Source organism: Microlunatus capsulatus, assembly GCF_017876495.1.
Taxonomy (GTDB): Bacteria; Actinomycetota; Actinomycetes; order Propionibacteriales; family Propionibacteriaceae; genus Microlunatus; species Microlunatus capsulatus.
In genome coordinates, this window is record NZ_JAGIOB010000001.1 from 72,841 (window position 1) to 90,618 (window position 17,778).

A 17,778-nucleotide genomic window follows, 5' to 3' on the forward strand; every position below is an offset into this window, starting at 1 on the left:
GACACGATGCCCTACGGTACTGACACGCGCAACTTGCGCGTGTAACTGGCGCGATTCAGCAGCGACGCCGGCGAAGCAGAGGAGCAGCTGTGAGCAACCCCTTCGGGAGTCCGTACGACGACGTGCCGCCCACCGGCGAGGCCGAGACGGCCCTGGCCGTGGAGGACCAGCGCGAGCACCACTGGTTCGCCGAGCCGACCAAGGAGGTCGGGCCCAAGTTCGTCGGCGGCCTGGTCCTCGCCCAGCTCGTCTTCTTCATCGCCCTGCTGGGCCCGGCCACGATCGGCATCGGGCTCAAGGTCCAGTCGGTCGTCCCGCTGGCGGAGCAGACCTCCGCGATCGGCATCATCGCCGGCTTCGGCGCCGCGTTCGCGGTGATCGGCAACGTCCTGTTCGGCCGGCTTTCCGACCGCACCCGCTCGCGCTTCGGCCGTCGGCGGCCCTGGATCGTGGGCGGCACCGTCGTGATGACGGTCGCCTTCGTGGTGATGGCCCTCGGCCAGACCGTCCCGGTCGTCACCGCCGGCTGGTGCCTCGCCCAGCTGGGCGCCAACGCCACGCTGGCCCCGTTCATCGCCACCATCGCCGACCAGGTGCCCAAGTTCCAGCGGGGCAGCGTCGCCGCCCTCATCGGCATCGCCCAGAACATCGGCATCCTCGGCGGCACCTACCTCGCCCAGCTGTTCCAGGACCGCCTGGTCATCCTGTTCGTGGTGCCCTCGCTGTTCGCCATCGGCGCGATGGTGCTGTTCGCGGTCATCCTGCCCGACCAGCGCCTCACCACCCGGCCCCCGAAGATGACGGCGGGGGAGTGGGTCACGACCTTCTGGCTCAACCCGCTCAAGCACCCCGACTTCGCGCTGGCCTGGTGGTCCCGGTTCCTCATCACCCTGGCCACCTTCATGTTCACCACCTTCCGGCTGTTCTACCTGCGCGACGAGCTGGGCCTGGCCGAGGCCGACGCGCCGGCCGCCGTCACCCTCGGCGTGCTCATCTACACGATCGCCCTGGTGGCGTCGGGCTGGGTCGCCGGCAAGATCTCCGACCGGACCGGGCGCCGGAAGTTCCTCGTCGCCGGCTCGACGCTGCTCTTCGCCGTCGGCATCGTGCTGCTCGCCCACGTCGACTCGGTGGCCGGCTTCTACGTCGTCGAGGCCCTGCTGGGCATCGCCTACGGCATCTACGTCGGCGTCGACCTGGCGCTGGTCGTCGACGTCCTGCCCAACCCCGACGACTCCGGCAAGGACCTCGGCGTCTTCAACATGGCCAACGCCCTGCCGCAGACCGTGGCCCCGCTGGTCGGCGCCGCGCTGCTCGCCGTCGGCAGCGCCACCAACCAGAACTACGACCTGCTGCTCTACGCTGCGGGCGTCGCGGGGCTGATCGGCGCCGTCGTCGTCCTCCCGATCAAGAAGGTGAAGTGACCTGATGACTCTCGACGTCGACCGCCTGCTGGGCGAGCTCACCCTGGCCGAGAAGGCCTCGCTGACCAGCGGGTCGCACTTCTGGTACACCGCCCCGGTGGAGCGCCTGGGCATCCCGCGGATCATGGTCTCCGACGGACCGCACGGCCTCCGCGCCCAGCCGGGCGAGAGTGACCACGTCGGCCTCGGCGGCTCCCTGCCGGCCACCTGCTTCCCGACGGCGTCGGCCGTCGCGTCGACGTGGGACCCGCAGCTGCTGCGCCGGATCGGCGAGGCGCTGGCCCAGGAGGCCCGCGCCTGCAACCTCTCGGTGATCCTGGGGCCGGGCATCAACATGAAGCGGTCGCCGCTGTGCGGCCGCAACTTCGAGTACTTCTCCGAGGACCCCTTCCTGGCCGGTGAGCTGGCCGTCGGCATCGTCGGCGGCATCCAGTCCCGCGGCGTCGGCACCTCGGTCAAGCACTACGCGGCCAACAACCAGGAGACCGACCGGCTGCGGGTCGACGCCCAGGTCGACGAGCGCACGCTGCGCGAGATCTACCTGCCGGCCTTCGAGCGGGTGGTCACCGCCGAGCAGCCGTGGACCGTCATGTGCTCCTACAACAAGGTCAACGGGCAGTCGGCCTCGGAGAACCCCTGGCTGCTGCAGACGGTGCTGCGCGACGAGCTCGGCTTCGAGGGCCTGGTCGTCTCCGACTGGGGCGCGGTCTACCACCGCGTCCCGGCCCTGCTGGCCGGCCTGGACCTCGAGATGCCGCCCGCGCTGGGCCGCAGCCCCGAGCAGGTCGTCGCGGCGGTCGAGTCCGGGGAGGTGCCGGCCGAGCTGCTCGACCGGCGCGTCCGCACCGTGCTGGAGCTCGTCTCCAAGGGCATGGCCGTGCTGGACCTCGACGAGACCTTCGACGCCGACGCCCACCACGCGCTGGCCCGGGAGGCCGCGGCCGCGTCCGTGGTGCTGCTGCACAACGACGGCCTGCTGCCGCTGGCCGCCGGTGGTCGGGTCGCCCTCGTCGGCGAGTTCGCCCGGACGCCGCGGTTCCAGGGCGCCGGCTCCTCGCAGGTGAACCCGACGCGCGTCGACACCCTGGTCGACGAGCTCCGCGCCGCGCTCGGCGAGGTGCCCTTCGCCGCCGGCTACGGCGTGGGCGGCACCGCCGACGACGAGGCCCTGCGCGCCGAGGCCGTCGCGGTCGCCGCGGCCGCCGAGACCGTCGTCGTCGTCCTCGGCCTGCCCGGCGCGGACGAGTCCGAGGGCTTCGACCGCACCCACCTGGAGCTGCCCGCCAACCAGCTCGCCACGCTCGCCGCGGTGGCCGCGGAGAACCCGCGGGTGGTGGTGGTGCTCGTCAACGGCTCGACCGTGGTGCTCGGCGACGTCCTGCCGCACGCCGGGGCCCTCGTCGAGGCCTGGCTGGGCGGCCAGGCGGCCGCCGGCGGCATCGCCGACGTGCTGACCGGGGTCGTCAACCCGTCCGGCCGGCTCGCCGAGAGCATCCCGCACCGGCTGGAGGACAACTCCTCCTACCTGAACTTCCCGGGCGACTCCCAGGTGGTCCGCTACGGCGAGGGGCTGTTCATCGGCTACCGGGGCTACGACAAGGCGCGCACCGACGTCGCCTTCCCCTTCGGCTTCGGGCTGTCCTACACCAGCTTCGCCCTGTCCGACCTCGCCGTCACCACCACCGGCTCGGTGGCGGCCGGTGACCTCGCGGCCGAGGTCACGCTCACCGTCACCAACACCGGCGACCGCGACGGGGCGGAGGTCGTCCAGGTCTACGTCGAGGACGTCGATGCCAGCGTGGCCCGGCCGGTCCGCGAGCTCAAGGGCTTCGCCCGGGTCGAGCTCGCGGCCGGCGCCTCCGAGACGGTGACGGTCGCCCTCGACCAGCGGGCCTTCTCCTTCTGGTCCACCACCCTGGGCCGCTGGGCGGTGGAGGCGGGCGACTTCGTCGTCGCCGTCGGCACCAGCTCGCGCGACCTGCCGCTGACCGCGGTGCTCGCCGTCGACGCGCCCCGGATCGCCGCACCGCTCGGCCGGGACTCCACCCTCGAGGAGTGGATGGGCGACCCGCGGGGCCGGGCGCTGGTCCAGCGCGAGGTCGGCGAGGGCCAGGCCGGCGCCGTCCTCGACGCCGAGCTGCTGCAGGTCATCGGCAACATGCCGATGAGCACCCTCGCCAGCTTCGGGATGAGCCTCGACCACGACGCGCTCGACCGGATCGCCCAGGAGTGGCGGGACGCGAGCACGGACACCTCCGACCGGACCGGGAGCACCACCGCATGAGCATCTGCGTCGCCGTCACCGACAGCACGGAGGGCCGAGCGGCCCTCGTGGCCGCCGCCGAGGAGGCCGTCCGGATGGGCGTCCTGCTCGTCGCGGTCAACCTCACCGGGACCGGGCTGGAGCTGCCCGACCTCGGGGACGGGCTCTCGGCCGAGGAGGTCGTCCCGGCCCGGCCGTCGGCCCTCGACGAGATCGAGCAGGTGCTGCAGGTGCTCGAGGAGCGCCCGGAGATCACCCGGCTGGTCGTCGGCGTCCGCCGCCGGTCCCCGGTCGGGAAGGCCGTGCTGGGCAGCATCGCGCAGCGGCTGATCCTCGAGGCACCCGTGCCGGTGCTCTCGGTGAAGGCCGCCCAGGGCTGACCTCGGCCGCGGGGAGGGCCGGACCGGCCCTTCCCGTGGCCCACGGCCCGTCCTAGGGTCGGGTCGTGCCCCTCACCTTCCGCGACGTCCTCGACCGCGACGCCCTCCTCCGGGCCACCGACGCCGCCGCCGGCCTGGTCGGGCACCCGGCGGTGGCCGGGGCCTGGGAGCAGGAGTCGGCGCTGCCCGGCCTGACGGTGGGCGGGCTGGCCGTCCACCTGGCCAGCCAGGCGGACGCGGCCGTGGAGTTCCTCGGCCTCGAGCCCGTGCCGGCCGACGCCCCGCTGGTCGCGCTGGCCGACTCCTTCGCGCGCGCCGACTGGTTCACCGCCCCGGTCGACGCCCCCGAGAACACCTCGATCCGCGACGAGTTCAACGCGATGGCCGCGGTCGGGCCGGAGCGGGCCGCGCAGTGGCTGCAGCAGAGCCGGGCGCAGCTGCCGGCCGCGGTCCAGGGCGCCGGACCGACCACCTACGTCCCCTGGCTGGGCTGCCGGCTGGCCACCGACGACTTCCTCGTCGTCCGCACGCTGGAGACCGTGGTGCACGCCGACGACCTGGCCGTCAGCGCCGGCCTCCCGACGCCGGCCTTCGACGAGGACGTCCTGCACCCGGTCCTCGCCCTGCTGGCCGTGCTGGGCGGGCGACGGCACGGGCAGGACGCCGCCCTGCGGGCCCTGGCCCGGGCCGAGCGGGCGACAGCGGTCGCGGCGGCCTTCTGAGCCCTCCGCCCGGTGACCGGGGGAGGACGACGGGCCGCCGGCGCCGACCGGCGCCGGCCGCCGCCGTCGCGGGCTCAGGTGCGGGGGAGGACGGTGCCGTCGGGCAGGGTGCGGCCGGCGAGCAGGGAGACCAGGGCCCCGGCGTCGGCCCGGACCGTCCGGCCCTCGCCCCAGCTCCACCCGGCGTCGGCCGCCTCCAGGCGCAGCCCGGTGAGGTCGGTCCCGAACCACGCGCCGTCGGCCGCAATCTGCCCGTCGAGCACGGCGACCAGCGCCCCGTCGGGGGCCACCGACGGGCGACCCAGGGCGAGGGTCACGTCGAGGGAGTGGATGACGGCGTGGCTGAGCGCGCCCAGCGCACCGCCGCCGGGAGGCTCCCAGCCGTGCAGCCGCGGCGAGCGCAGGGCGGCCAGCAGGTCGTCGGCGGGCAGGCCGCCGTCGCGCTGCGCGACGGTGTCGGAGAGCACCCCGAAGTCGCCGCGGGCGGCCGCCATCTCGGCGCCGAACTGCTCCGGGGTCAGCCGCGCGGCCATGGTCAGGTGGGCGACGAGGTGCCGGACCTGCCAGCCCGCGCACAGCGTCGGGGCGTCCCAGAGGGTCGGCGGCCCGGCGGCCAGCAGGTCGGCGAGACCGGTGCACGTGGGCGCGACCCACGCCTGCGGGCTGCTCACGCTCCGCCGATCCGCTCGGCGAGGGAGACGATGAGGCCCTCCGGGCCGCGCACGTAGGCCATCAGCCACAGGTCCTCGTGGCGGCCGACCGCCCCGACGAGCCCGTAGCCCTGCGCCGCCGCCCTCTCGACCGCCGCCTGCAGGTCGTCGACCTCGAAGGCGACGTTGCGCAGCCCCAGCTCGTTCGCCATCGCTCCCGGTGAGCCCGGGACGTGGTCGGGGCGGACGAAGCGGGACAGCTCCAGCCGGGTGCCGCCGTCCGGGGTCGTCAGCATGACGATCTCAGTCGCCGAGCCCGGGATGCCGATGACGGTGTCGAGGAACGTCCCCTCGACCGGCATCGGCGGCCCCTCGGCCTCCAGGCCCAGGCTGACGAAGAAGGCGGTGACGGTCTCGAGGTCGGCGACGGTGATCCCGACGTGGTCGAAGCGGCGGATGTGGCCCATGACGCCATCCTGGGGCCGCCGGCCCGCCGTGACCAGGGCCTGGCTCCGACCTCTCAGCCGAGGGCGGGCAGCGTGACCGGCTGCCGGGTGCGCGCCGACTCCACCGCCGCGTACGTGGTGGCGAGGCTGCCGAGGTTGTCCCGTCCGGAGATGCCCGGCTCGCGGCCCTCGCCGATCGCGGTCACGAACTCGGTGAGGCTGCCGGCCCGGTCGACCCGCGCCACGGTGGGCAGCGTCAGCGTCTCCACGGCGCCGCCCCGGCGGACGCGGACCTCGTCGGAGCGCCAGCCCTCGGGGCCGTCGCCGCGGCTGGTCCACCAGACCTCGGCGTCGGCGAAGTCCATCCGCCACTCCCCGGCCCAGGTGGTGCGCAGCCCGCTGCTCACCCAGCTGGCCCGGTAGCTGGTGACCAGGTCGCCGGACTCGACGATGCCGGCGCCCTCGGACGGCCCGGAGAACAGCGACCAGGCGGGGTCCCAGGTGCGCAGGTCGACGGCGGTGACCTCGCGGCCCAGCACCGTGCGGATGAGGTCGAAGTGGTGGATGGACATGTCCACCAGCAGCGGCTCGTCGAGGGCGTGGTGCGGCCCCGGGACGCCGTCGCCCCCGGACATCTGGCGGAAGTCGAGCGCCACCGCGTGCAGGTCGCCGTAGGTCTGCTCGGCGACGATCCGCTGCACGGCCTGGACGGCGGGGAAGAACCGGTAGTTCTGGCTGACGGCCACCGTCAGGCCACGGGCGTCGGCCAGGGCGACGAGCTCCTCGGCCTCGGCGACGCTGGGGGCGAACGGCTTCTCGATGAGCACGTGCCGGCCCGACTCCAGCGCGGCCCGGGCGGCGGGCACGTGGCCCAACAGGCTCGCGGTGACCAGCACGGCCTCGGGGTCGGTCGCCTCCAGGGCCTCCTCCACCGTGGTGAAGCAGCGCTCCGGGGTCGTCAGGCCGGCGGCGACGGCGAGCTCGCGCGAGCCGGCGTAGACGTCGGCGGTCCCCACCACCTCGACCTCCGGCACCTGGGGGATGACGTTCTTGGCCCAGTCCCGGCCGAAGCCGCCGAGACCCACCTGGACGAACCGCATGCCGAGCTCCCTCTTCCTGTTCCTGCGACGTGCTCACCGGCCCGTCGCGGGCGCGACCGCGGGGTCGCCGCCGGGGGCCGGGAGCGTGCTGAGGGGTCCAGGCTGCCAGGCCGGGTGCGGCGGCGCGCACCCGGCCCTCGGCCGCCCCGGTCTGCCGCTGCCCGGCGGCTCAGCGCTCCAGGCCGCGGTCGGGGGCTCCCATGTCGCCGGTGCCCGGTGTGCCCTCCGCGAGCCCGTAGCGGAGGTGGACGGTGCCGCTGGGGCCGGCGACGGGTGGCTCCAGCAGCGTGAGGTTGGTGGGCACGGCGCCGCCGGCGAAGACCCTCTTGCCGACGCCCAGGACGACCGGGTGCAGCCACAGGTCCAGCCGGTCGACCAGCCGCTCGCGCAGCAGCGTCTGCACCAGGTCGAGGCTGCCGACGACGGCGACGTGCTCGTGCTCCTCGCGGACCCGGCGCACCGCCGCCGCCAGGTCGGGCCCCAGCTGCTCCGAGCCCGCCCAGCCCAGCGCGGGGGTGCCGCGGGAGGCGACGTACTTCGGCACCCGGTTGAACAGCGCGGCGATGCCGTCGTCCGGCCCGCCCTGCTGGTGGGGCCAGTAGGCGGCGAAGATGTCGTAGGTCCGGCGGCCGAGCAGCAGCGCGTCCGTGCCGGCGTAGGCGGCGGCCACCTGCGCCCCGGCCAATTCGTCGAGCAGCGGCGCCTGCCAGCCGCCGAAGGGGAAGTCCTCCGGGTCCTCGGTCGGGCTGCCGGGCGACTGGCCGACGAGGTCGAGGGTGGCGAACAGCTCGACGTGGACAAGTCCCACGGGGTGCCTCCTGGTGGGTCGTGGGTGGGTGGTTCCTGGGTGGTGGGCCCTGGGTGGTGCTCGGAACCTAGACCGGCCCGGGGGCCCCGGCTCATCGGCCCCGCCGCGACGACCCGTGGCCGCCGGTGCTGGCGCCGTCGGCCTGTGCGGTCGAGGATGGCGCCGTGACCGGGGCGACGTGGTGAGGGTCGCACCCGGCCGCGGGGCGGGTGGCCCGCGGGTCGACGTCGGCGCGGCCTACGACGCCCGGGCGGAGGAGTACACCGCGCTGCTGGGCACACCGGACCGGCTCGCCGCCGTCGACGTGGCGCGGGTGCGGCGCTGGCGGGACGCGACGGCCGGCCCGCTGCTGGACGCGGGCTGCGGCCCGGCCGCGTGGGCGGAGGTGCTGCAGGGCGCGGACGCGCGGGTCGTCGTCGGGGTCGACCTCTCCGGCCGGTTCCTGACGAGCGCCCGTCGCCGGTGCCCGCGGCTGCCGCTGCTCCGCGGCTCGCTGGCGGCGCTGCCGCTGCGCGACGCCGCCGTCGGCGGGGTGCTGGCCTGGTACTCGGCCCTGCACACCCCGCCCGCGGAGCTGCCGCAGCTCCTCGGCGAGCTGGGGCGGGTGCTCCGGCCCGGCGGCTCGCTGCTGCTGGGCTTCGTGGACGGCCCCGCCGGCGAGCCGTTCGACCACGCGGTGCTCACCGCCTGGTCGTGGACGACGGAGGCCCTGGCCCCGCTGCTGGACGGGGCCGGCCTGGCCGTCGTCGAGCACGAGCAGCGCCGGGACCCCGGCCAGCGCCCGCACGGCGCGCTGGTCGCCCGCCGCCGGACCTGAGGCCGGCTCAGCGCCGCCAGAGCAGGTGGTGCACCACGCCGCTCGGGCTGGGCACCACGTCGTGGTGGAAGCGGTCGTCCAGCACGTCGGGGCTCTCCCACAGCCGGCTGCCGGCGCCCAGCACCACCGGGGACACGACGACGTGCAGGGTGTCGACGAGGTCGGCGTCGAGGAACGCCCGGACGGTCTCCGCGCCGCCGCCGAGGCGGACGTCCAGGCCGCCGGCGGCCGCGCGGGCCTGCGCGAGCACCTCGGGCGGGTCGCCCCCGACGAAGTGGAACGTGGTGGCGCCCAGGGTGAACGAGGGCCGTGGGTGGTGGGTGAGGACGAACACCGGCGTGCGGAAGGGCGGCTCGTCGCCCCACCACCCCTGCCAGTCGTGGTCGGCCCACGGCCCGCGCTGCGGCCCGAACTTGTGCCGGCCCATGATCTCGGCGCCGATGCCGTGGTGGAAGTCGCCGGCGAGGCGGTCGTCGAGGCCGCGGGTCGCGCCGGGCCCGGTCGGGCCGGGGAAGCTCGCCGTGGCCAGGGCCCAGGCCATCAGCTCGCGCGGGTCGGCGTGCCCGAAGGGCCGTTCCAGCGACTGGCCGGTGCCCGCGCCGTAGCCGTCGGCGGACACGGTGAAGTTCTGCAGGCGCAGCAGCTGGGTCACGGGCGCTCCCTCGGTGGTGGTCGTGGCGGTGGTGGTGGTCTCAGCAGCCGTACCGACCGCGGCGCTCGGACGAACTCATCGGGCGTCGGCCGGCGGGGCCGGGGCCGCCGCGGCGCGGACCGCCCGCTGCCGGACGACGGCCTGGACGGCCAGACCCGCGGCGGCGACCAGGCAGAGGGCGGCGGGCACCCCGAAGACGCCGGGGACGCCGAACCAGCCGACGCCCAGGCCGCCGGCGACGCCGCCGATGGCGGCCGAGAAGCGGATGGCCGAGAAGTACAGCGAGGACGCCATCCCGATGCCGGTCGGGTAGAGGTCCTGGGCGACGGTGATGCCGATCCCGCCGAGCGTGGCCCACATCGCCGCGTTCAGCAGGGTGGCCCCGATCAGGACGAGCTCGCTGCCGGCCAGCATGAAGCCGAGGTTCGCGACCACGCCCAGCAGGACGTTGACCACCACCAGCCGGTGCGCGCCGAACCGGTCGGCGAGCGCTCCCATCAGCGGGATGAAGAGCAGCATGCCCACCGACTGCGCCGAGATCACCACGCCGCGGAGCCAGTCCGGCGTGCCCAGCTGGAGCTCCATGTACAGCGGGAGGTAGGCGAACTTGATGGTGTCGCCGCACATCGCCAGCACCCCCAGGCCGAGGAACGCCAGCAGGGGCAGCAGGCTGGCCGGCCGGGCGGGCCCGGTCGCCCCCGGCGCCACCGCGGTCCCGGCCGCGGCCCGCGGGACCCGCTGACCCAGCACCGGCAGGGCCTGCAGGAGCGTGCAGACGCCGGCGGCGACCAGCGTCCAGCGCAGGCCGGCCACTCCGCCGAGGACGCTGCCCACCAGGGGGCCGGTCATGAAGCCGGCGCTGAAGCCCAGCCGCACCGTCGAGACCACCCGGTTGTCCGCGCCGGACGGCTCGTGGGTCAGCTGGTCCCGGACGGCGGCGAAGATCAGGGCGCTGGTCGCGCCGGCGAAGCCCAGCACCGTCAGGTTGACCAGGAACGCCATCCAGACCTGCGTCGTGGAGGCCATCGCCAGCCAGCCCACCAGGCCCACGACCGCGCCGACCCGGAACAGCGTCAGCCGGTCGGCCATCCGGTCCGACCAGCGGCCCACGAAGAACCCGAGGACGGGGGCGGCCAGGTTGGTGAGGAAGAAGAGCCCGGCGACGGGCAGCGAGGCGCCCAGGTCCTCCACCAGGAACAGCGAGAGCTGGGGCATGGCCACCGAGATGCCCAGGCCGCCGAGGAAGAGGCTCAGCACCGCCCGGCGGTAGAGCCGGGAGCCGAGCACGAGCCCGACGGCGGAGGCGGGCTTCGCCTCGACGGCCGTCTCGGACACCCGGTCAGCGTAGACGTCCGCGCGCGGCCCCCGGACCGCGCCCCGAGCCCGTCGCCGGGGCGCAGGTCAAGCGTTGACCTCCGATCACCCGCGGGTGGTACAAGTGAGCCTCCCCCACCCAGGAGAGCCATGCCCCTCGCCCGACCCCGCCGGCTGCTCGCCGGCTCCCTCGCGGCTGCCGTCGTCTCCGCCGGCGCCCTCGTCACCCTGCCGGCCGCCGCGGCCGCGCCGTCCACGCCGTTCATCTCCGAGATCCACTACGACAACGCCGGCACCGACAGCGGCGAGCTCGTCGAGGTCCAGCTGCCCGCCGGCACCAGCAGCGCCGGCCTCTCCGTCGTCCTCTACAACGGCGGGAACGGGACGGTCTACGACACCGACGCCCTGCCCGTCGTGACCGCGCCGGCCGGCGCCGCTGCGGTGGCCACCGTGAGCTACCCGGCCAACGGGGTCCAGAACGGCGCGCCCGACGCCGTCGCCCTGGTCCGGGGCAGCACGGTGCTCGAGCTCCTCTCCTACGAGGGCACCATGACCGCGGTGGACGGCCCGGCGGCCGGCACCACCTCGACCGACATCGGCGTGTCCGAGGCCGGCACCGAGCCGGTGGGCCAGTCGCTCGCCCGCACCTACGACGCCGCTCGCGACGCCCTGGTCTGGAGCGGTCCCGCCGCCGCCAGCCCGGGTGCCGTCAACCCGGGGGCCGGCACGGCGCCGAGCACCCCGCCCGGCGACCCGGCCGTCTGCGCGGCCACACCCACCCCGGTCGGCGCCGTCCAGGGCGCCGGGGCGACCAGCCCGGTGGCCGGCACGCGGGTGACCGTGCGCGGGACGGTCGTCGGCGACCTGCCCGGGCTCAGCGGCTTCTACCTGCAGGACGCCGGCGACGGCGACGCGGCCACCTCCGACGGCCTCTTCGTCTTCGACCGCACCCCCGTCGCCCTGGGCGACACGGTCGCCGTCACCGGCACCGTGGCCGAGTTCGGCGGCCAGACCCAGATCGGCACCGGCGCGTCGGTGGCGGTGTGCGCGACCGGCACGCCGGCCGACCTGCCCGCCCCCGCGACCCTGGACCTGCCCGCCACCGACGCCCGGCGCGAGCCGCTCGAGGGCATGCGGGTGCAGGTGGCCGACCGGCTGAGCGTCAGCGAGGTCTTCGACCTGACCAGCTTCGGCGAGCTCACCCTCAGCGAGGGCGGCGTGCTCGTCACCCCGACCGAGGCCGCCGAGCCCGGGCCGGCGGCCGCGGCCGTCGCCGAGCAGAACCGCCTCCGGAGCCTCGTGCTCGACGACGGGCTCTCGGCCCGGGTGACCACCACCACCCGGCCCTACCTGTCGGCGAGCACCCCGGTGCGGGTGGGGGACACGCTCAGCTTCACGGCCCCGACCGTCCTCGGCTACGGCTTCGACGCCTGGCGCCTGCAGCCCGCCGACGGCACGGCGGAGGGCACCTTCGCCCCGACCAACACCCGGCCCGCGGCTCCCACCGCGGTCGGCGGCGACGTCCAGGTGGGCTCGTTCAACGTCCTCAACTACTTCCTCACCCTGACCGGTCCCGACGCGCGCGGCGCCCGGACGCCCGAGCAGCTGGAGCGGCAGGCCGGCAAGATCGTGCCGGCCATCAACGCCCTCGGTGCTGACGTCGTCACCCTGCTGGAGATCGAGGACACCGACTCCACCGGCTACAGCCCGGGGAACGCCGACGCGGCCCTGGCCGACCTCGTCGCGCGGCTGGACGCCGACGCCGGGTACGCGAAGTGGAGCTACGTCCCGCTGCCGCAGGAGCTGCTGGCCGTCGACCGCGACGTCATCCGCAACGGCATCCTCTACGTCACCGACGAGGTCCAGCCCGTGGGCGACCCGGTCGGGCTCGTCGACGAGGAGGTCTGGGACAACGCCCGCGAGCCGATCGCCCAGACGTTCAGCAAGGACGGGGACCGCTTCACCGTGGTGGCCAACCACTTCAAGTCCAAGAGCCCGGGCAGCCCGACCGGGGACAACGTCGACACGGGCGACGGCCAGGGCGAGTGGAACGGCGACCGCGTCCGCCAGGCCGCCTCGCTGGCGGCGTTCACCGACCGGCTCGCCGCCCGCAGCGGCGACGAGGACGTGCTGCTGCTGGGCGACCTGAACGCCTACACGCAGGAGGACCCGATCGACGTCCTGCGGGAGGCCGGGTTCACCGACCTCGGCGAGACCCTCGACCCGGGCCGCTACAGCTACGTCTTCGACGCGGGCTCCGGCTCGCTCGACCACGCGCTGGCCAGCGCGGCGCTGCGGTCGAAGGTGACCGACCTGACGCACTGGAACATCAACAGCGTCGAGTCCTCCGCCTACCAGTACACGGGCGACCCGGCGCTCTACGCCGCCGACCCGTACCGCTCCAGCGACCACGACCCCGTCGTGCTGGGGATCGACCTGGCCGAGCGCTGCGAGGGCCTGGTCCCGACCCTCACCGGCACCGCCGGCGCCGACGTGCTGCGCGGCACCAACCGGCCCGACGTGATCCTGGGCCTGGGCGGGGACGACGTCCTCGAGGGCCTCAACGGCGACGACGTGCTCTGCGGCGGCGCCGGCGACGACATCCTGCGGGGCGGCAACGGCGACGACTCCCTCCTCGGCGGGTTCGGCGACGACCAGCTCGACGGCGGGCGCGGCGACGACGCGCTGACAGGCGGTCCGGGCTCCGACGTCCTCACCCAGGGCCAGGGCCGCGGCCCGGCCCGGCAGGGCGGCCCCGAGAGCTGACCCTCGCCCGGCGCACGGACGCCCAGCCCGCTCACACGGGCTGGGCGCTCGTCGTCCCGGGTCCTGCTCCACCGCTGCCTGAGCCTGTCGAAGGCCCTTCGACGAGCTCAGGGCGCGGAGGGTCGCGCGCTCGGCGCACTGCGTCATCACCGCGACCGAGCCTGAGCGACCGCCGCGGAGCCCTCCCCAGCCGGGCGCGACGCCGTTACGCTGGCGCTCGTGCACCGGATCTTCACCACCAGCGTCGCCGACGTGTACCCGCACTACCTGGCCAAGGTGGAGCGGAAGGGCCGCAGCCGGCCCGAGCTGGACGAGGTGATCGGCTGGCTGACCGGCTTCGCGCAGCCCGAGCTCGAGGCCCACCTCGCCGCGCGCACCACCTTCCAGGACTTCTTCGCCGCGGCCCGGCTGCACCCGAACGCGACCGCCATCACCGGCTCGATCTGCGGCATCCGGGTCGAGGAGGTGGAGGACCCGCTCATGCGGCGGATCCGCTACCTCGACAAGCTCGTCGACGAGCTGGCCGGGGGCCGCCCGATGGCCAAGGTGCTGCGGGCGTGAGCACCGCCGCCGGGCCCGGGGCGGACCAGCGGACGGCGCTGGAGGCCCTGCTCCGGCGCCACGTCGAGGAAGGCACCGTGCCCGGGGCCGTGGCCCTGCTCGGCGGCGAGGACGCCGAGCCGGTGGCCGTCGGCCGGCTGGCGGTGGACGGGCCGGCGATGCCGGTCGACGCCGTCGTCCGCCTCCAGTCGATGACCAAGGTGGTCACCGCCGTGGCGGCGCTGCGGGCGGTGGAGGCGGGCCACCTCGGCCTGGACGACGCCGTCGAGCGCTGGCTGCCCGAGCTGGCCGACCGCCGGGTGCTGCGGCACCCGGCCGCCGAGGTCGACGACACCGTCCCCGCGCCCGGGCCGATCACCCTGCGGCACCTGCTCACCTGCACCTCCGGGTACGGGATGGTCGTCGACGGCTCGCCGCTGGGCGCGGCGATGGCCGCGAACGGCACCCAGGCCGGTCCGCTGCCCTGGGCGGGCGGGGCCGACGCATGGCTGGCCCGGCTGGCGGCGCTGCCGCTCGCGTTCGCGCCGGGCACCGGCTGGCGCTACCACCACTCCTTCTCCGTCCTCGGGGTCCTGCTCGCCCGGGTCGCCGGCCGGCCCCTGGCCGACCACCTCGCCGCCGACCTCCTCGGCCCGCTGGGCCTGCGCGACACCGGGTTCTGGGTGCCGACCGACCGGCTCGACCGGCTGCCCGCGGCCTACCGCGCCGAGGACGGCGCGCTGGTCGAGACCGAGCCCGCGGGCGGCGGGCCCTACGCCGGTCCGCCGGACGTCGACGTCAGCCACGGCGAGCTGGTCTCCACCGCCGCCGACTACCACCGCTTCCTGCGGGCGCTGGCCGCCCGGACCCCCGTCGACGGCGCCCCGCTGCTGTCGGCCGAGCACCTCGCGCTGCTCACGAGCGACCAGGTCGCCCCCGCGCTGAAGACGCCGGAGAGCTTCTTCCCCGGCTTCTGGGACGGCACGGGTTGGGGCTTCGGCGTCGCCGTCGTCACCGCGGGGCCGGCGGCGGGGCGCTACGGCTGGTCCGGCGGCCAGGGCACGGACTTCTTCGTCGACCCCGACGGCACCACCGGCATCCTCCTCACCCAGGTCGAGCTGGGGGAGCGGACCTGGGGGCTGCTCCAGGATTTCCAGGCGCTGCGCGACCCGGACCGGCTCAGCTGACGCGGTCGGCGGCCCGGAAGGCGTAGACGCAGCGCAGCCGGTGCCGGGCCAGCGCGAGGGGCAAGGGCAGCGCGGCCCGGACGGCGGCGTCGGGCCGGGAGGCCTCCAGCAGCACCGCGGACGCCCAGGACCCCGCCGTCGTCACCCCGGGTGAGTGGCGGATGAGCCGTCGACGAGGAAGCCCTCATCCAGGAGGAGGCCGTCGGGACCGTGCGGGGTGGTGACGTCGGGGTCGAGCTCGGCCCGGACGTCCCCCCAGGACCGCCGGACTCCGGAGGCCGGGGCCTAGCGGGTGAGGCCGGGCCGCTCGTCGCGGCCGAGGGCCCGCTTCTCGACGCGGCGCCGGTCGAACCGGTTGGCGTGCCGGACCGTCAGCCAGCCCCAGCCCACGGAGCCGTGCAGCAGCAGCAGCGGCGCGCCGGCCCCGGGACGGCTGCCCACCTTGACGCTCGACATGCCCCAGGCGTTGGTCACCCGGTCGGCGTTCGCGGCCCAGTCGTCGGGCAGCACGATCGTGATGTGGCCCATCCCGCCGCTGATCTCGACGTCGACGACGGGCGCCAGCGGGGTGGCCTCCAGGCAGTCGAGCTTGACGGTGCCCAGCGCGCCGTTGAGCAGCAGGAACGGCGGCACGTCCCAGCGGCCGCTGCGGGTCGCGCTGGACCAGCCGGCGTCGAGCACCAGCGGGTCGTCGGGGGAGGTGCCGGGAGCGGTCGAGAGCCGCGCGTCCACGCCGGCCCGCGGGGAGGTGAGGGCGGAGGACGGCGGCTCCACCGGCAGGTCGGCCACCAGCGCGTCGAGGTCGGCGTAGGTCCGGGCGGCCAGGGTCCCGTCCAGCCGCGCGTCGAGCTCCTCCAGGGTGATCCGGCCCTCGGCCAGCGCGTCCTGCAGGACCGACGCGACGAGGTCGCGCTCGCGGTCGCCGATGCGGAGCTCGGGGCGCGGTGTCGACATGGCCGCAGCCTAGCCAGCCGCGGCGGGGCCGCCTCGTCGGCCGGGGTCAGCCGACGGCACCGGCCAGGGCGTCGAGGTCGCGGACGGCGAAGCGGTGGTGCTCCCACTCCTCCTCCAGCACGACGTGCAGGCAGGAGCGGGTCGTCTCGGCGCCCGCGGGGTCCCACGGGTTGCGCCGCGGCGTGTCCAGCTCCTCGGCGGTGACGGTGGCGAGGAACGCGCGGACCTGGCCGACCCGGTCCGCGCGCGCGGCCAGCACCTCGGCCCATGGCGGGGTGCCGGGGGTGAGCACGGACAGGTCGAGGGGACCGCCGGACCCGGCGTCGGCGAAGGCCAGGCCGAGGGGGTGCAGCGGCTGCTCCCGCTCCAGCACGCCGCGCCCCAGCCAGGCGTCGGTGGCCAGCACCAGGTGCCGGAGCGTCTCCGCGAACGACCACTCGTCGTCCACCCGGACGTCGGCGGTGCCCGGCGGCATCGCCTCCACGCGGGCGACGACGGCCGCCCAGCCCTGCTCCAGCGCCGCCCAGGCCTCCCGCAGGCCGTCCGGGTCGGCCGCCCGCCGCAGCGCGCGGCCGGGGAAGCGGCGGTCCAGCTCGGCCTCGACGAAGGCGATGACGTCGACGCCGTTGACGCGGAAGGAGCCGGCGTGCGGCAGCCAGGGCGCGTCGAGGTCGGCGCCCGCCAGCTCGACGCCGCGCATGACGACGCCGGACAGGTCGCTCTCGACGAAGCGCGCCCCGCGCAGGTCGGCGCCGACGAAGGTCGCCCCCTGCAGCGTGTCCGAGCGGGTGAACCTGGTCACGAACCCCTCCTCCTCGAGCGGTGCGGCGATGGCTGGTCGCGGCTCACGCTAGCCGCCCGCCGGCGTCCGCGTCAGCCCCCGGTGTGCCGCAGCAGCGCCGTCACGGCGAGGTCCCAGAGCGGGGGCGGCGGCTGCTCGTGGCCGGCTCCGGGGAGCTCGACGAGAGCGGCCCGCGGCAGCCGGCGGGCCAGGGCCCGTCCGTGCTCCAGCGGGAAGACCGGGTCGGTCGTGCCGTGCAGCACCAGGGTCCGCGCACCGACGTCGGCGAGGGTGGCCCCGTCCGGCCACGGGTCGTCGGCCAGCAGGAAGTGGTTCGCGAGCGAGGCCGCCGGGTCGGCGGTGCGGTCCAGCTCCAGGCCGGCCAGCCGCCGGACCCGGGCCTCGTCGAAGCCGAGGGCGCCGGCGCAGGGGCGCTCGACGTCGACGCGGTGGGCCAGCACGGCGTCGCGGTCGGACCAGTCGGGGTCCGGCGGCGGGTGCTCCGCCGCCTCGACGACCGCGGCGGACGGCCCGGGCAGCGGTGTGCCGTCCCCGGGCCCGGCGGCGGTGGTGGCGACCAGGGTCAGCGTGGCGACCAGGGACGGGTGCCGGACGGCCAGGACCTGCGCCAGCCCACCGCCCAGGGAGAGGCCGACGACGTGGGCGGCGCCCGCGTCGAGGGCCCGCAGGATCGTGGCCGGGTCCTCGGCCAGGTCGGCGGCGGTGCCGCGCGGACGGCCCGCGGGCGAGGTCGTCGAGCGGCCCGTCTCGCGGTGGTCGTAGCGGACCACGTGCCGTCCGCCCGCGGCGAGCCGCCGGCAGAAGGCCGTCTCCCACCAGACCATCGACTGCGCCGCGCCGCCGACCAGCAGGACGGTGGGGTCGTCGGGCTGTCCGAACGTCTCCACGCAGAGCTCGACCCCGTCGCCGAGGTCGAGCAGCCGCTCGCCCGCGCCGGACGGCGCCGGGGCCAC

General features: G+C 75.8%; 18 protein-coding genes. 8 read left to right on the top strand and 10 right to left on the bottom strand.

From position 1 onward, the window contains the following. The first annotated feature begins 89 nt into the window (after nucleotides 1–89). The 4 genes from JOF54_RS00345 to JOF54_RS00360 all read left to right on the top strand — a co-directional run bounded on the left by JOF54_RS00345 (nucleotide 90) and on the right by JOF54_RS00360 (nucleotide 4,789). A complete protein-coding gene (locus tag JOF54_RS00345; protein ID WP_307803683.1) occupies nucleotides 90–1,424 on the top strand; it encodes an MFS transporter in 1,335 nt (444 codons plus the stop codon). A 4-nt stretch (nucleotides 1,425–1,428) separates the two neighbouring features. Continuing rightward, entirely contained in the window at nucleotides 1,429–3,708 is a 2,280-nt protein-coding gene (locus JOF54_RS00350; protein WP_210051921.1) for a beta-glucosidase, read from the top strand. Then, complete coding sequence (locus tag JOF54_RS00355) at nucleotides 3,705–4,067, top strand: universal stress protein (RefSeq protein WP_210051923.1); 363 nt, start codon at nucleotides 3,705–3,707, stop codon at nucleotides 4,065–4,067. Before JOF54_RS00350 ends, JOF54_RS00355 begins: the two co-directional genes overlap by 4 nt. 65 nt (nucleotides 4,068–4,132) lie before the next feature. Beyond that, nucleotides 4,133–4,789 carry a maleylpyruvate isomerase N-terminal domain-containing protein gene (locus JOF54_RS00360; protein ID WP_210051925.1) on the top strand — a complete coding sequence of 219 codons (657 nt, stop codon included), beginning with the start codon at nucleotides 4,133–4,135 and terminating at the stop codon, nucleotides 4,787–4,789. A gap of 74 nt (nucleotides 4,790–4,863) precedes the next feature. On the opposite strand, the gene JOF54_RS00365 is transcribed toward JOF54_RS00360, so the two are convergent. The 4 genes from JOF54_RS00365 to JOF54_RS00380 all read right to left on the bottom strand — a co-directional run bounded on the left by JOF54_RS00365 (nucleotide 4,864) and on the right by JOF54_RS00380 (nucleotide 7,793). Beyond that, nucleotides 4,864–5,460, bottom strand: coding sequence for a maleylpyruvate isomerase family mycothiol-dependent enzyme (locus JOF54_RS00365; RefSeq protein ID WP_210051927.1), 597 nt, complete (start codon nucleotides 5,458–5,460; stop codon nucleotides 4,864–4,866). Then, a complete protein-coding gene (locus tag JOF54_RS00370) occupies nucleotides 5,457–5,906 on the bottom strand; it encodes a VOC family protein (protein ID WP_210051929.1) in 450 nt (149 codons plus the stop codon). Before JOF54_RS00370 ends, JOF54_RS00365 begins: the two co-directional genes overlap by 4 nt. Before the next feature lie 53 nt (nucleotides 5,907–5,959). Continuing rightward, nucleotides 5,960–6,985 carry a Gfo/Idh/MocA family protein gene (locus JOF54_RS00375; RefSeq protein ID WP_210051931.1) on the bottom strand — a complete coding sequence of 342 codons (1,026 nt, stop codon included), beginning with the start codon at nucleotides 6,983–6,985 and terminating at the stop codon, nucleotides 5,960–5,962. Nucleotides 6,986–7,154: 169 nt separating this feature from the next. Beyond that, nucleotides 7,155–7,793, bottom strand: a complete 639-nt coding sequence (locus tag JOF54_RS00380; RefSeq protein WP_210051933.1) for a dihydrofolate reductase family protein — start codon at nucleotides 7,791–7,793, stop codon at nucleotides 7,155–7,157. Between the two features lie 181 nt (nucleotides 7,794–7,974). Here JOF54_RS00380 and JOF54_RS00385 point away from each other — a divergent pair, with 181 nt between their 5' ends. After that, the gene (locus tag JOF54_RS00385; RefSeq protein ID WP_210051935.1) at nucleotides 7,975–8,610 is read left to right on the top strand and encodes a class I SAM-dependent methyltransferase; all 636 of its coding nucleotides are present in this window, start codon (nucleotides 7,975–7,977) and stop codon (nucleotides 8,608–8,610) included. 7 nt (nucleotides 8,611–8,617) lie between these two features. On the opposite strand, the gene JOF54_RS00390 is transcribed toward JOF54_RS00385, so the two are convergent. Then, nucleotides 8,618–9,262, bottom strand: coding sequence for a dihydrofolate reductase family protein (locus JOF54_RS00390; protein WP_210051937.1), 645 nt, complete (start codon nucleotides 9,260–9,262; stop codon nucleotides 8,618–8,620). Between the two features lie 75 nt (nucleotides 9,263–9,337). Continuing rightward, a complete protein-coding gene (locus tag JOF54_RS00395; protein WP_210051940.1) occupies nucleotides 9,338–10,597 on the bottom strand; it encodes an MFS transporter in 1,260 nt (419 codons plus the stop codon). A 129-nt stretch (nucleotides 10,598–10,726) separates the two neighbouring features. On the opposite strand from JOF54_RS00395, the gene JOF54_RS00400 reads away from it, so the two are divergent. The 3 genes from JOF54_RS00400 to JOF54_RS00410 all read left to right on the top strand — a co-directional run bounded on the left by JOF54_RS00400 (nucleotide 10,727) and on the right by JOF54_RS00410 (nucleotide 15,069). Next, complete coding sequence (locus JOF54_RS00400) at nucleotides 10,727–13,342, top strand: ExeM/NucH family extracellular endonuclease (RefSeq protein WP_210051942.1); 2,616 nt, start codon at nucleotides 10,727–10,729, stop codon at nucleotides 13,340–13,342. Between the two features lie 219 nt (nucleotides 13,343–13,561). Further along, nucleotides 13,562–13,903 carry a DUF2200 domain-containing protein gene (locus tag JOF54_RS00405; RefSeq protein ID WP_210051944.1) on the top strand — a complete coding sequence of 114 codons (342 nt, stop codon included), beginning with the start codon at nucleotides 13,562–13,564 and terminating at the stop codon, nucleotides 13,901–13,903. Beyond that, a complete protein-coding gene (locus JOF54_RS00410) occupies nucleotides 13,900–15,069 on the top strand; it encodes a serine hydrolase domain-containing protein (RefSeq protein ID WP_210051946.1) in 1,170 nt (389 codons plus the stop codon). The genes JOF54_RS00405 and JOF54_RS00410 overlap by 4 nt, the downstream gene beginning before the upstream one ends. Here JOF54_RS00410 and JOF54_RS00415 read toward each other — a convergent pair. The 4 genes from JOF54_RS00415 to JOF54_RS00430 form a co-directional block, all read right to left on the bottom strand. Further along, a complete protein-coding gene (locus JOF54_RS00415) occupies nucleotides 15,062–15,214 on the bottom strand; it encodes a hypothetical protein (RefSeq protein WP_210051948.1) in 153 nt (50 codons plus the stop codon). The genes JOF54_RS00410 and JOF54_RS00415 overlap by 8 nt on opposite strands. A gap of 140 nt (nucleotides 15,215–15,354) precedes the next feature. Continuing rightward, the gene (locus JOF54_RS00420) at nucleotides 15,355–16,023 is read right to left on the bottom strand and encodes a DUF1707 SHOCT-like domain-containing protein (RefSeq protein ID WP_210051950.1); all 669 of its coding nucleotides are present in this window, start codon (nucleotides 16,021–16,023) and stop codon (nucleotides 15,355–15,357) included. Nucleotides 16,024–16,069: 46 nt separating this feature from the next. Further along, complete coding sequence (locus tag JOF54_RS00425) at nucleotides 16,070–16,825, bottom strand: DinB family protein (RefSeq protein ID WP_210051952.1); 756 nt, start codon at nucleotides 16,823–16,825, stop codon at nucleotides 16,070–16,072. Between the two features lie 71 nt (nucleotides 16,826–16,896). After that, nucleotides 16,897–17,778: an alpha/beta fold hydrolase gene (locus tag JOF54_RS00430; protein ID WP_210051954.1), complete on the bottom strand. Its 882-nt coding sequence runs from the start codon at nucleotides 17,776–17,778 to the stop codon at nucleotides 16,897–16,899.